The organism is Candidatus Lokiarchaeum ossiferum (assembly GCA_025839675.1).
Lineage (GTDB): Archaea > Asgardarchaeota > Lokiarchaeia > Sigyniarchaeales > Promethearchaeaceae > Lokiarchaeum > Lokiarchaeum ossiferum.
The window spans coordinates 3,009,526-3,022,146 of record CP104013.1; the positions used below are offsets into that span (position 1 = coordinate 3,009,526).

The window sequence follows — 12,621 nt, forward strand, 5'->3', positions numbered from 1 at the left end:
ATAAAATTTTATGAAAAAAAAAAAAATGGATGTTGGTTAATTGGGTTAAATTTGGTTTCAAACGATATTAATCATGAACCGGATATATACAGTAGGGAGTTATGATGTACCGACGGTATAGGTTGGTTTGATAATAATTATTGCTTCGATTCGACATGACTATGACAACTCATTGTATTATGTAATACATAATATTTTTTGTATTACAGTAAATAATAGGAAATTCAAATATATAAAGTAACACATAAATTTTTTCTGTATTACCTTCGTTTATTATATTATGGGAGGAAAGCCCAATCAAAAAACTCCATCGAAAGTATTTACAATTCGAATCGATGAACTGACTCTCGCCGAATTAGAAATGATCAAGAATATTCAATCGGTGAAATCTACGGGCAAGTTAATTAAGCAAGCAATAAATACATATATTGCAATGAATCCCTATAATCCTGAAAGACCAAATCCAAAGCTTATTATGAGCTATAATATTTTTAAGCCTCTTATGGATCTTGCTTCAGATGACGTTTTACGAGAGATGGCCCAAATTTCGTATGACAATGGGGTTTCCGATACAAAAAATATCCAACAAGAGTTATTACGATCTGGATTGAAATATGAACATACATTTAAAGACGAAGTGGAACAGGTGATTCATGTTTTAGATTTTGTTCTAAAACCCCAAGGGCAAAATTGGTTTTACAATGCATCTTACCAGCTAAAAAACGATCAATTTTTTATCAAAGGAGAGCACGCCTTAGGAAAAAATTTTTCTATTTTCATTAAATATCTCCTTCAAAACTATCTCAAGGAGGCAAATATGGAACTAATTCAGGAAGACTATAGTGAAATTCAAAGAATCCAGAAAAACATTAAAGGAATTCCCACAAATACTATAATTAATGGGGTAAGTTTTTTTTTCCAGCAAAAAACGACTCAAAATGCAGAACCTATAGAATAGACTAGAACTTTTATATTCGTTTTAAAAATTTTTATTTTTAGCAAAATCTTGAATTCCTATGTGAGCAATGCTCATTTTCAGATCCTTTATGTGGGAAGTATCATTGTACTAAATAACTAACTGGTATAGAAGGGAAGGGAATTGAAAAAAATGCGAATTATCAGAATTAATCAAGAAATTTGTACCAGATGTGGTCAATGTTTATCTCAATGCTCTTCACGTCTACTATCATTTTCAGAAAAGGAAGAAGGATCTAAAAATTCGACGAAACTGATCTTTAAGGATCCTACCAATTCATGCAGTTTATGCGGACATTGTCTAGCAGTATGTCCCACAGAAGCAATCGAATATGATAAAGGAGATCCATGTTTTACTTCTGCAGCAATTCTGGATCCAAAACACTATTCCTATGATAATATTCTTGAAATCTTACGAGCTCGAAGATCTATCCGACAATATCATGCGAAAGCTGTCTCCCGGGAAGATATAAAAGCAATTTTGGAAGCAATGCGATATGCACCGAGTGCCAGCAACGAGCAAAACTGGGAATATCTCATACTAACGGATTCGAAGCAAATCCAAGAATTTTCCCAGAAAGTTCTGAACATGATCCGACTCACCTATAAATTAGTTTCTAATTCTTTGATCAATACATTGTTTCTCTGGGGACCGACTAGAAAGCTGGCTCGTGATCCTAGCTTCCTCTTTTCCATGAAAAATCTTTTGAACCGAGCAGATCGAGGAGAAGATCCCATATTCTTCAAAGCTCCATGCATAATTTTATTACACTCTCCCATTTATGGAAACTTAGCAGGGAATGATGCAGGAATTGCTTTAACTCATGGAATGCTGGCAGCCCGATCCCTCGGACTTGGAACATGTTGGATCGGAATTGCTCAGGAAACCATGCAAAGGATTGGAAAATTTAATCGCTGGTTAGGAATCCCTAAAGGAAGAACAGTTTGGGGAATGTTTACTTTAGGTCATCCAAAAGAATCATTTCAACGGGCACCTCCTCGTGAACCTCTTAGAATAGTATGGAAATAAGAGAATCAAAAAAAAATGCTAACCATAGGTCTCTATAACACCTATATCTTTTTTTAATCAAATACAGTTATATAGAATAATTGCAGGAATCACTCATGTCTACAAAAACACACCACTCCCAAAAGAAAGCTTTGATCACTGGAGCAAACGGATTTGTCGGGAGTCATCTTACCAAATTCTTGGCCGATCAAGGGATCGATACCTATGCTTATATCCTGAAAGGAACAAATTGCGATTTACTGAAAATTTTACACCCTACCTTAACCAATGTGACAATTATTGAAGGAAATGTGCTAGATCAAGCTTCCCTTGAACAGCACTTCCAGGGAATGGATTATATTTTCCATCTAGCAGGGGTGATTACGGGATATTCACAAAAAGATTTTGATCGCATTAACCTTCAAGGCACACGAAATGTCATTAAAGCATGTATGCAGGTAATTCCTGATCTAGAACGCCTTGTCATCATCTCATCACTCGCCGCTGCAGGTCCTGGAACAGCCGAAGATCCCCAATGTGAGGATAAACCCGCTACACCCATATTGGATGATTATTATGGAGTATCAAAATTCAAAGTTGAATGTGTTGCTAATGCATGTATGGAAGATCTTCCAATTTCGATAGTTCGTCCTTGCACAGTTTTAGGACCAGGAGACCGAGTTTCCTTGGATCTCTTCAAATCAGTAAAATCCTATGTAAAAGCTTATGTTGGAGGAGCTCGTAGAAAATATAGTACGGTGGATGTGGGAGATCTAACAAGAGGGATCTATGCATGTGCCACTAATCCAAAAGCCATTGGAGAAATCTTTTTCTTCTCTAGTAATGGAACAATTACTTGGGACGAATTACATGAAGTCATTAACGCAAAAGTTTTTCATCGAAAATATGGGAGTCTTATCAATATCGCCTTTCCAAAATGGATGTTTAAGATATTAACGGTGGTAATGGAAGCAGTATATAAAATTGCCAAGCAACCCGCGCCCTTCCTAAATCAATCGAAAATGCTTGCCGCATCGGCCCCAGGCCAATGTGTCAGCAATGAAAAAGCCAAACGTCTACTCGGATGGTACCCCCAAGAAACAATTATTTCAACCGTGGTTCGTGAAGGTCTATGGTTTCAAGAACAAGGATGGATTTAAATGACAATACAATTACCAGAAACGGACAATTCGCATGTCCCAGCCCGAGAATTACTTTTATTGGCAATACCCGTCTGTCTTATCTTTGCGGTTTCGGGAATGGATTTTGTGGGTTATTTTATCAATAAATTAGCTGCAGCCGATCCTTACTCGCGGAGTTTATTAAATGTTTTACTCGGATTTCTCTTTACTACCTTGGCACTAGTAGTTCTCCCAATAATCGTGATTAAAAAACGATGGCAAAAACCTCTTTCCTACTTTGGAACCAAGCCGGGTAATAAAAAGTGGGGCATCATTATTTGCCTAGCTTTTATCTTGGCAACCCCCATCTTTTATTTCAGCTCAAATGATGCTAATTTAATTAACACCTATCCATTAACCAAGGACGCCTTATCTTCATGGGGATTTTTTGTCTTCTATGAACTTCTCTATGTAGTATTCTACTATATTCCTTATGAATTCTTCTTCCGAGGAGTCTTACAGTTGGGATTAAGTAAAACATGGAAAAAATGGCAAAGCATTCTTTTTGTCACTATCCTTACAACTTTCCTACATCTGACTAAACCCTTTACTGAGATCATAGCTGCCGCTTTCGCAGGGATTTTATTTGGGATCATTGCGGAAAAAACCGATTCTTGGTATTATGTCTTCCTATTACATATAACAGTTGGGATTCTTACCGATACATTTTGCGGGATGCGCTTTTTAGGAGTGATTTAAAAGATGGTCATTCCAGATGACGTATCAATCCGGCCAAAAGTGCTCATTACAGGTGCCAATGGTTTTGTGGGCAGTAATTTAACCAAGTATTTAAGTCAAGATACCAATCTGGATGTTTATGCAATGGTCCGACCCAATGCACCGGTCAATTTTTTATACGATTTTCAAAAACATCCACAAACGGGTGAAAATCTATTCGAAATCGTGGAAGCCAATCTTTTAGATGAGAGATCCATTGAAAATGCGGTGAAAGGCATGAATATGATTGTACACTTAGCGGGTTTTGTCAGTGATTGGGGAGATCGGTCCCGTTTTTGGGAATTTAATGTCAAAGGAACCAAACGGATCTTACGAGCCGCTTCTAAAGCGAAGGTTTCCCGTATTATTTATCTAAGTTCTCTAACAGTTCACGCGATGAACGGGCATACTTACGCGGATGAAACAACCCCACGGGATGTGAAAAATTTTGCGTATGGAGAGTCAAAAAGAGAAGGGGAGGATCTCGTCACAGAATGGGCAACTACAGCACCTTCCAATGAAAAACGAAAAGTTGCCATAGTACGTCCTGGTTGGATTATTTATGGCCCTTACGATACAAATTCTTATATTACAGCTTTGGATGGCATTGTTACTGGTAAATTTGGTTTCGTGGATAAGGGGAAACATTTGGTTTCTCATGTGTATGTTGAAAATCTCTGTTATGGCATTGGGCTATTACTTCATGCTTCTCATATCCACGGTGCTTACAATATTTTAGATGGTAATATGACATGGAAGAAATGGGTTCACCAATGGGCAAAGGTAGCAGATACGAAAATTCCACGATTAAGTGTTCCATATTGGTGTATGGTGCCTGTTGCTGCGATTCTCGTGGGAATTTATAAACTCTTCCGAATTAAAACCTCACCTATCCTCAATTTTTACCGCATCCGTATTATGCATCGGGATTTAGCGTTCGTGAATACCCGTATCTCTACAGAAGTGGGGTATGAAATGCCTGTGCCTTTTAAAGAAGGAATCGAAAGGACCTTGGCGTTTTATGAAACAGTATATGGAAAAATATAAAAAAAATAGGAAAATTTACTCTTTGATTTTTTCACTTAATTCAGCCTTCTTCTTTTTATCCCTGATATATACGAGTACGTTAGCAAGTATTAACATGAGAACTAAAACTCCGAAAATAATGTAAAAAATCATATTGAACATTCCAGATTTTTGATCTAATTGATCGAGAGTCATTTTTTTAATATCATCACTAGTCATATCTACAAATATGATACTCCCCAAATAAGAAAAAAATAAAGCCCGAGGAACCGATCCGACAGCAGTTGCAATGTAATATTGTTTGGCTTTAATGTTGGATAACCCTGCAGCATAAGAAATAGGATCAAACATGATCACGGGAACTGCACGACCAACAATAATGGCCCAAATTCCCCATTTTTCGATCCATTCATCCATAATTCCAATTATTTTGTCGGCAATACTGAGTTTGTCTCCTGTTGCTTCTAAAATTGATCGACCACCTTTATTTGCTACATAATATGTGATTGCAGCACTGAGCATAGATCCAATCACCCCTAAAACTGTTCCTTTCCAAAATCCAAAAATGATTGAACCGGAAAGAAGAATCAATTCGGAAGGAATGGGTGCTATTAAACTTTGGATCACCATTAGGGCTAAAAATATAAAATAAGCCCAAAATCTCAAATCTATTAAGGGAATAATGAAATATTTCAAAATGGTTTCAAATAGAAAGGTCTCTTCTACAATAGTAAGAATAAATACTCCTACAGAAATTATTGCAATGAGGATAAAGATGATGGCCATGAACGCTTTTTTTTTGGTCCATTCAAATTTGTGTTTATCTTGATTTTCTATCATTATTCTTCAATTTTTTCTTGAATTTCTTGATGCGATTCACGATTATTCTTCTTTTCTCTTATATAGACAAGTAAATTGGCAAGTGCTAGCATCAAAACGAGTACACCGAAGATAATATAGAAGATTGTATTAAATTGCCCAGATACTTCTTCCAACCTTCCTGGAGGCAAATTCCGAATATAATCTGGATCTCGATTATCACCGAAGACTTGATTTCCCAAGAAAGCAAAGAAAAAGGCGCGAGGAATGGAACCAATAAGAGTTGCAATATAATATTGTTTGGCTTTGATATTTGACAATCCCGCTGCATAGGATACTGGATCAAACATAATTAAGGGGACTGCGCGACCAACAATGATAGCCCAAATACCCCAGCTTTCGATCCATTCATCCATAAGTCCAATCATTTTATCAGCAATACTCAACTTATCCCCAGTAGCTTCTAAGATAGCACGTCCACCTTTGTTTGACACATAATAGGTAATTGCAGCACTGAACATAGATCCAATTACGCCTAGTACAGTTCCCCACCAAAAACCAAAAATTAAGGATCCGGAAAGAAGAATTAATTCAGAAGGTATCGGAGCAATTAAGCTTTGGATCACCATAAGAAATAGAAAAACAAAAACAGCCCAAAAACCGATTTCCAGTAAAGGTACTATAAAATAATCCCTTATTATAGTAAATAGGAAGGTTTCATCCATAATGGTAAGAATAAAAACCCCTACAGAAATAATAACGATAATTATAAAAATAATGGCCATAATAACTTTTTTTTTTGTCCATTCAAACTTGCGTTTTTTGTGATTTTCTGACATTGACGTAGGGGAAATAATATAGGTTTTTTAAATATTTTTTTGAATCAAATAATGTCGGATTGGAAAGGGGAAAAAAAAAAGAAAAATACCACTCATAAGCATATTGTCATTGGACCATTATTCTTTTTTCTCAATGACATAGACTAAAAATTCTTGAATCTTTTGAAAACCTACTTTTTCGGCGAGTTTGACAGATGCAGTGTTATTTTGGAAACAATACCAATGAGGAGTTAAGTTCTTTTTATATGACAGAGAGATCATTTGATTCGCAACATGTGTGGCTAAACCCTTTCTCCAGTATTCTTCCACGGTATCAATGCCCAATTCTGCACAGGATCGGGCAATATTGCCAATGATCGCCCATGAAGCGAGTGAATTGGTATTTTCATCAATCACACAATATCCATACCCTCCAGATAGAAATTTTTCGAGTGACCCCCAATCCGATTCAATCTCTTCTTGCAAATCGAGAATATATTTTAAGCCCGAGTTCTTAAAAAGCTTAGAATCCATCGGATGCCCCACAAATGGTGCAGGCAGCGATTCCGAAGACTTCATTGGATCCGAGAGAGTATGAGGACGTTCATAAAAACAAGCCACTTCGGGCTTAATTGTCCATTTAGATGTAAAAAATGAAATTATAGATTTATTCCACTGCTCAGAAGAGGTATATATTACAAATACGGGTGATTTCGATCGTTTTTCTGCATCTGGAATAATTTCGTCTTGGAACAGCTTTTGAATCATTTCGCACAATGGCTCAGAAAATTCTTTACTAACTAAATACACCCCATCTGCAAAGTCCCATAACAATGCAATTGTTGGGAGTGTAGGATCATCTATCCATAACGCACCTTCTGAAGTACCGTCAAGTAAGGCTTCTACTGCAATAGTGAATTCTAAGGGTTTGAAGAATGTTAAGAGAGTTTTCTTATCAAACTCTGTAATTCTTTGTAAGGTCATTAGGGAAAAGTAAATTATTGCATTTGAAAAACTCTTGGAAAAAAAAGTTAGACATTTTCATAAGGGAAAAAACAAAAAATGAACTTATTCTAAATTTACCAAACTTTAACGGTGCCTTCGGCGAGTTCTTTTCGGAGGGTCAAATAATCGTCCAATTCTGCTTGTAAAATCTCTTTAGCTCGTTTTGACACCACATCAAAGTTTACATTAGCAGCCGGAATTAATTCGATGTCACCCATCCATGGTTGATTTATTGGGTGCCCAATTTGGCTGACAATTCGGATTTGGCATTCAACAACATCACCTTTCAATTCCTTGATAATGCTGCGAGCGGCCCGATTAGACATGAGCGAATAGAGTTTTCCAATATGATTGTTACTATTTTTTCCTGCGGCGGCTTCAAGAGTTTGAACACGTCCAGGGGTAATTAAACCATTTGCACGATTTCCACGCCCTACTTGTCCATCATCTCCCGCTTCTGCGGAAGTTCCTGTGATGGTTAAGAACATTATATCTTTTTCAATAATATCTCCAGTATTCACGCTAACCTTAACACTATGATCTTCCTTTAAGCCATCACACACTTTCAATGCAGCTTCTTGGACTTGAGCTACTGCGTTAATGTATTCAGATCTATCATTTACATATTTAGACACCATGGCATTACAAAGAGTTATTTCAATATCCTTGCCATTACGTAAGCCCATAACTTTGATATCTTCTCCAGAAGCTGGACAAAGATCTTTGAATTTACTGGAGTTCAAATAAGTTTCAACATCATAGACCATTTGATCAGTCGATGAGAATGGTGCAAACCCAACTCCAAAACTGGTATCATTGGCTAAGGGAATATGATCTTGCCCGTTTCGTTCTTGATTATATAAGCCAGTTAAATCAATTGATCCACTCTTAGTTCGAGCGTCAATAATAACATGCTTTTCTAAATCAATGTTACGGAAAGTATATTTGAATACATCTTGAATCGCAGATCGACAAATGGTTCTGACGGGAATAGGAACTAATTTCCCCCCAACGATGGCTTGATCAATTGCCCTTCCAATTATTTCAAATTCTTGAGGTTGAAGAATTTTACCCCCACCAAACTCTGGAGCGGCTTGTCCAGCGACGTAAGCGGCTTTATCTACATTATGATGGAAATAAGTATCAAAATTTTCAATATAATATTTTGTCAAAGCACGGGAACATGCTTCGGCACATTCATCAGCTACACTATCAGGATGCCCTTTTCCTTTTCGTTCTACCATTTCTGGAAAATCAGCTAGACCAACAGGGACACGGTTGGATTTTGTAATATGTATCATATTTGCTGTCCTCGAATATTCCTAAACAGAATTTCTTAATATGATAAGGAAAGGATCTTTTATTAATTTTTTTTTCTAAAACTTACAAAGGGTAATTAATGTTAATTATTTCAAAAGTGGAATGCTACTTTTTCACGATCTATTCCATGATTTGTATTTTTTGTTAAAGAAATTTTGTTAACATCGTGAGAACTTAACTTTTTTTACTCCAAGAAATTTTGAAAAAAAATAAATCATCCTTTTTTTATAAACTAAGAATTGAGTATTTAAACAAAAATAAAAAAAAGAAGACTACTGAAAGAAATTTAAAGCGCATGAATTTTACTTTGTCATTTAAGAAGCTTGTGAAGGTGGATTTTGAACTTCCAAGTAATAATAAACAATTTATATTTGAATATAAAACTTCACAAATTGATTCTGAATGATATGAAATTGAGGGTTTTTGATCACTAATCACATCACGATATCATGCACATCCTAGCCAAATATCACTAACTGAAAGAAAATCTAATAAATCCACACTCTTTCTCCTTTTATATGAGTTTGATGACGATAAAGAATTAAGTCGAAATTATTCGATATATAGTAAGGTGAAAACATGGCTGAATCAAAATTGATGTGGATGAAGCAAAATGAATCGCGCTATTTAAGCCCCCAAAAACCAGGAAAGTATAAACGTCCTTCTCGAGGGAACGCAAGATTGCGCCATTTGTCAGTTCCTCAGCAGAAAGAGAACTCTCCCCAAACTACCATGGATAGCTTCTTAGGAACAAAAAAATCTGAAATATTTGATGAAGAATTTTCCAAAGCCGATTTTCAATTACTCACGGCTCGATGGAAAAAAAAATTTTTAGAAGAAGTGCCTGCAAATTAATTTTTTCTTGCTTCTTGCGTTTTCCTTTAGATATCATATACTATTTTAATTTCTGTTTTTTGTTCTGCTTCTTTGATTTCAAGATAAGAATAGGTAATTGCCTTAACCTCAGTATCGGGAATATATTTCTGAGAATCAAAAATATCACCATAACCTGTTCCTTTTAGCATAAAATGACCATTCTCTAAAGGAACGATTGCTTCAAGAGCCACTCGATGAAAAATTAAACCTTCCGTATCAAACAAAAATAGAAATTCTGTAAGAAACGCAATTAACAGCGAACCTTTTGTTTCTTCAATAATTTCAAACTGATAGGTTTCATTTTCTTCGATAGAGTGATAATTTTCAATCATTGTCTCCATCAACCCATACACACATTGTTCAAAGGCTTGTTCCAAAGCGGGACCCCATGCATGCACCCATACATCTGCCGTATGATCCAAGTATTCAAACCCCGCTGTGGAGGAAGAAACATCTGATCGACTCATATGTTCTTGAATTGAAGAAAAGTGATAAATTTTTTCTTTTCTTAGGGTTTTTCATAGACAAGTGATTATTTTGAAAAATCGAATAATATTTACTTTAAATCCCTCTCAATCACGTCGATTAATTGCTAAGGGAATCGTCGCCCTTCCAGAAATACAGCATGCATTGGAAGATGGAAAAATCTTTGTATCTCGAGGATCAACGAATGCTTATGTCCTAGAAGAACTCTATGCCTTGAAAAATATTCAAGAAAATTTTAATAAAGGAGATTACAATGCGGGGCAAATTGTTCCTCGAGAAAATACGATGAGTCTCTGGGTTAATAAGGGAGAGCGCAAACAAGAAGTTATGTTTTCCAAAGGGGAAAAAATTGATGTAGAAGATCATGTAAAAACCATCGAAAAATTCAACCAAAATGACATCTTTATTAAAGGGGCTAATGCACTTGATATAAAGGGCGTCCCTGCAGTTTTAGCAGCAGGAAGGGGCGGAGGTACAATTGGAAGAGCACAGGGTACCCTTCAAGCCAAAGGAATAGAGGTTATTTGCCCCATTGGACTCGAGAAAATGATTTTGGGGAATGTTTTAGAACTTCAGCAATTGATGGGAGTCAACAATCTAGATAAACCAGCCCAAGGTTTGCCTTGTGGACTAATTCCTATGCCTTTCGCATCCACGTTCACCGAAATTGATGCTTTTGAAACCCTTTTTGAATGTGAAGCCTATCATGTAGCTTCAGGAGGGGTAGGTGGTGCGGAAGGAAGTGTGAGTATTTTGGTGGATGTCTTTGATGATGCTGAAATGAAAGCGGTTAATCAATTGATGGACAAAATTATGCAGGAACCGGTCTACAAGCCGAATTTGGATTAAAGAGCAAAAAAAGATTTAACAAATTTGCTATGTTTTTATTCGAAATCTTCAATGGAATCCTTTAAAGCAGCCCACATTGCATTAACTTCGGCTCGCTCTTCAACCAATTGTTCCCATTTCTTTTCCATTTCTTTTTTACTGCGTTCAAATTCTCTTTCAGTATCTTTTAAAGCATCTTCAGTTTTAGAAAGGGAGTCAGCGGCTACCATTTTATTTTTTTCTTTTTCAATTCGTAAGCCGATTTCTACAATTCTTTTTCTAATTTTCGCGTTATTCACAACAAGTTTGTTGTATTCTTCCATTCGTTTAACCATACCTTTCTTTTGAAGGGCCAAATCCTTGGTACGATCGTAATATCCTTCTAAAGCTTTAATCTGATCAGTTACTTCTGCCACGCGCTGTTTATAGGCTTTAACATCGGCATCATCAACGCCAGAATTTTCTTCACGGGCTAAAACTTCCATCTGCTTCGATTTATCCTTCATCTTTCGAACATAATTACTAAGATCTTTTGTATAACTTTGATAAAGTTCTCCCATCTTTTTTTCCGCAGATGCAATAGTTTCGATTTTCTTGGCGATTTTTCCAAAATCCGATGCTACTTCAACATCGATTTTTGCAAGTTCGATTAAGTCTTGGTGTGTTATAATTGGCATTTTTCTTTCTACCTTCTTAAAATAAAATTTCTTATAATACTATATTTGGATACGAGATAAATAAACTTAGTGGGCGAATTCCAATTCTATAATTCAGAGGTTAAATGAATAGTTTTTTCCACAATATGAGCAAATTGAATTAAAGAATTGATAGTGGCACGAAAAGCAGTAGCATCTTCAGCATGAATATGAAATTGAATAACAGAGGATTCAGATTTGGGAGGATTTACTTGCCAATGAGATCGTTTTAATGGCATATCATTGAACTCTGGTAAAAATGAAGCATAAAAAATCTGAGCGTCTTCGGGGGAATCAAATTGAAAAGAGATTTGCGTAGATATCTTCACGATTACTCACTGTCTCAGATTTTGGTTAAATTAAGAATAGATTAAAAAGATGGAGATTGAAAAAATAAAGCAGAATGAAAATTAATGAAATTAATTAAGTACTAACATTTATTTTTTTTCAACTTCAGCAGCTTCCCGACTTAATCGAGAGGCAATACGAATCGCTTCTTTTCCACGTGGGGTAGCACTTTCCCAAGCTCCACCGGTCCAAGTAGCATCACATTTTTTACAGTGCCAGACACCAACAGATTCTCGCATATTTCGAACTTTTGTTTCACAACGTGGGCATTTTACTATACCTTTCTGTTTCTCTGCAATAACATTCCATTGCTTACGGGTTTTGGCACCATATCGAGTTCCAAACTTTCCGGAAATGCCAACTTTTTTTGTTTTAGCCATCTAAATCATTTTTCCCCATGCTTAGCATGATCTATAAATCGAATATAAATTGAATAAAGAAGCAAATAAAAAAAGTTTTACTAATTTCCACCGAATTAATCAAGTTAAGGGTGAAAAAAAGGGAAGATTTTGAAGTCT

15 protein-coding genes are annotated in these 12,621 nt (G+C 36.0%); 7 read left to right on the forward strand and 8 right to left on the reverse strand.

Going from position 1 to position 12,621, the window contains the following annotated elements; translation table 11 throughout:
* The first annotated feature begins 280 nt into the window (after nt 1-280).
* From NEF87_RS12660 to NEF87_RS12680, 5 genes are all read left to right on the forward strand, one after another.
* The gene (locus NEF87_RS12660) at nt 281-958 is read left to right on the forward strand and encodes a hypothetical protein (RefSeq protein ID WP_457920101.1); all 678 of its coding nucleotides are present in this window, start codon (nt 281-283) and stop codon (nt 956-958) included.
* 150 nt (nt 959-1,108) lie between these two features.
* Nucleotides 1,109-2,005, forward strand: a complete 897-nt coding sequence (locus tag NEF87_RS12665) for a nitroreductase family protein (RefSeq protein ID WP_457920102.1) — start codon at nt 1,109-1,111, stop codon at nt 2,003-2,005.
* 95 nt (nt 2,006-2,100) lie between these two features.
* The gene (locus tag NEF87_RS12670; protein WP_457920103.1) at nt 2,101-3,144 is read left to right on the forward strand and encodes an NAD-dependent epimerase/dehydratase family protein; all 1,044 of its coding nucleotides are present in this window, start codon (nt 2,101-2,103) and stop codon (nt 3,142-3,144) included.
* Nucleotides 3,145-3,864 (forward strand): CPBP family intramembrane glutamic endopeptidase, encoded by a 720-nt coding sequence (locus NEF87_RS12675; RefSeq protein WP_457920104.1) that lies wholly within the window; start codon nt 3,145-3,147, stop codon nt 3,862-3,864.
* A gap of 3 nt (nt 3,865-3,867) precedes the next feature.
* On the forward strand, nt 3,868-4,929 hold the full coding sequence (locus NEF87_RS12680) for an NAD-dependent epimerase/dehydratase family protein (protein ID WP_457920105.1): 1,062 nt from the start codon (nt 3,868-3,870) through the stop codon (nt 4,927-4,929).
* A gap of 15 nt (nt 4,930-4,944) precedes the next feature.
* On the opposite strand, the gene NEF87_RS12685 is transcribed toward NEF87_RS12680, so the two are convergent.
* The 4 genes from NEF87_RS12685 to NEF87_RS12700 all read right to left on the reverse strand — a co-directional run bounded on the left by NEF87_RS12685 (nt 4,945) and on the right by NEF87_RS12700 (nt 8,851).
* Nucleotides 4,945-5,748 (reverse strand): TVP38/TMEM64 family protein, encoded by an 804-nt coding sequence (locus tag NEF87_RS12685; RefSeq protein ID WP_457920106.1) that lies wholly within the window; start codon nt 5,746-5,748, stop codon nt 4,945-4,947.
* On the reverse strand, nt 5,748-6,566 hold the full coding sequence (locus NEF87_RS12690) for a TVP38/TMEM64 family protein (protein ID WP_457920107.1): 819 nt from the start codon (nt 6,564-6,566) through the stop codon (nt 5,748-5,750). Before NEF87_RS12690 ends, NEF87_RS12685 begins: the two co-directional genes overlap by 1 nt.
* 117 nt (nt 6,567-6,683) lie before the next feature.
* Nucleotides 6,684-7,529, reverse strand: coding sequence for a GNAT family N-acetyltransferase (locus NEF87_RS12695; protein WP_457920108.1), 846 nt, complete (start codon nt 7,527-7,529; stop codon nt 6,684-6,686).
* A 95-nt stretch (nt 7,530-7,624) separates the two neighbouring features.
* The gene (locus tag NEF87_RS12700; protein WP_371801815.1) at nt 7,625-8,851 is read right to left on the reverse strand and encodes a methionine adenosyltransferase; all 1,227 of its coding nucleotides are present in this window, start codon (nt 8,849-8,851) and stop codon (nt 7,625-7,627) included.
* A 598-nt stretch (nt 8,852-9,449) separates the two neighbouring features.
* On the opposite strand from NEF87_RS12700, the gene NEF87_RS12705 reads away from it, so the two are divergent.
* Nucleotides 9,450-9,725 (forward strand): hypothetical protein, encoded by a 276-nt coding sequence (locus NEF87_RS12705; protein WP_457916118.1) that lies wholly within the window; start codon nt 9,450-9,452, stop codon nt 9,723-9,725.
* A 26-nt stretch (nt 9,726-9,751) separates the two neighbouring features.
* On the opposite strand, the gene NEF87_RS12710 is transcribed toward NEF87_RS12705, so the two are convergent.
* Nucleotides 9,752-10,213 (reverse strand): archease, encoded by a 462-nt coding sequence (locus NEF87_RS12710; protein ID WP_457916119.1) that lies wholly within the window; start codon nt 10,211-10,213, stop codon nt 9,752-9,754.
* Nucleotides 10,214-10,283: 70 nt separating this feature from the next.
* On the opposite strand from NEF87_RS12710, the gene NEF87_RS12715 reads away from it, so the two are divergent.
* Nucleotides 10,284-11,081, forward strand: coding sequence for a hypothetical protein (locus tag NEF87_RS12715; protein WP_457916120.1), 798 nt, complete (start codon nt 10,284-10,286; stop codon nt 11,079-11,081).
* A gap of 35 nt (nt 11,082-11,116) precedes the next feature.
* Here the strand turns inward: NEF87_RS12715 and NEF87_RS12720 are convergent, their stop codons facing one another.
* The 3 genes from NEF87_RS12720 to NEF87_RS12730 form a co-directional block, all read right to left on the reverse strand.
* A complete protein-coding gene (locus NEF87_RS12720; RefSeq protein WP_457916121.1) occupies nt 11,117-11,737 on the reverse strand; it encodes a hypothetical protein in 621 nt (206 codons plus the stop codon).
* A gap of 86 nt (nt 11,738-11,823) precedes the next feature.
* Nucleotides 11,824-12,084, reverse strand: coding sequence for a KEOPS complex subunit Pcc1 (locus NEF87_RS12725; protein ID WP_457916122.1), 261 nt, complete (start codon nt 12,082-12,084; stop codon nt 11,824-11,826).
* A gap of 108 nt (nt 12,085-12,192) precedes the next feature.
* Nucleotides 12,193-12,483 (reverse strand): 50S ribosomal protein L37ae, encoded by a 291-nt coding sequence (locus NEF87_RS12730; RefSeq protein ID WP_371801821.1) that lies wholly within the window; start codon nt 12,481-12,483, stop codon nt 12,193-12,195.
* Between the last annotated feature and the right edge of the window lie 138 nt (nt 12,484-12,621).

What these genes read in the sequence shown, in the direction of transcription:
- NEF87_RS12670 (WP_457920103.1), top strand. Translation starts at nt 2,101, where the DNA reads ATGTCTACAAAAACACACCACTCCCAAAAGAAAGCTTTGATCACTGGA.
- NEF87_RS12705 (WP_457916118.1), top strand. Translation starts at nt 9,450, where the DNA reads ATGGCTGAATCAAAATTGATGTGGATGAAGCAAAATGAATCGCGCTAT.
- NEF87_RS12675 (WP_457920104.1), top strand. Translation starts at nt 3,145, where the DNA reads ATGACAATACAATTACCAGAAACGGACAATTCGCATGTCCCAGCCCGA.
- NEF87_RS12685 (WP_457920106.1), bottom strand. Translation starts at nt 5,748, where the DNA reads ATGATAGAAAATCAAGATAAACACAAATTTGAATGGACCAAAAAAAAA.
- NEF87_RS12680 (WP_457920105.1), top strand. Translation starts at nt 3,868, where the DNA reads ATGGTCATTCCAGATGACGTATCAATCCGGCCAAAAGTGCTCATTACA.
- NEF87_RS12660 (WP_457920101.1), top strand. Translation starts at nt 281, where the DNA reads ATGGGAGGAAAGCCCAATCAAAAAACTCCATCGAAAGTATTTACAATT.
- NEF87_RS12700 (WP_371801815.1), bottom strand. Translation starts at nt 8,851, where the DNA reads ATGATACATATTACAAAATCCAACCGTGTCCCTGTTGGTCTAGCTGAT.
- NEF87_RS12665 (WP_457920102.1), top strand. Translation starts at nt 1,109, where the DNA reads ATGCGAATTATCAGAATTAATCAAGAAATTTGTACCAGATGTGGTCAA.
- NEF87_RS12730 (WP_371801821.1), bottom strand. Translation starts at nt 12,483, where the DNA reads ATGGCTAAAACAAAAAAAGTTGGCATTTCCGGAAAGTTTGGAACTCGA.
- NEF87_RS12695 (WP_457920108.1), bottom strand. Translation starts at nt 7,529, where the DNA reads ATGACCTTACAAAGAATTACAGAGTTTGATAAGAAAACTCTCTTAACA.
- NEF87_RS12710 (WP_457916119.1), bottom strand. Translation starts at nt 10,213, where the DNA reads ATGAGTCGATCAGATGTTTCTTCCTCCACAGCGGGGTTTGAATACTTG.
- NEF87_RS12720 (WP_457916121.1), bottom strand. Translation starts at nt 11,737, where the DNA reads ATGCCAATTATAACACACCAAGACTTAATCGAACTTGCAAAAATCGAT.
- NEF87_RS12690 (WP_457920107.1), bottom strand. Translation starts at nt 6,566, where the DNA reads ATGTCAGAAAATCACAAAAAACGCAAGTTTGAATGGACAAAAAAAAAA.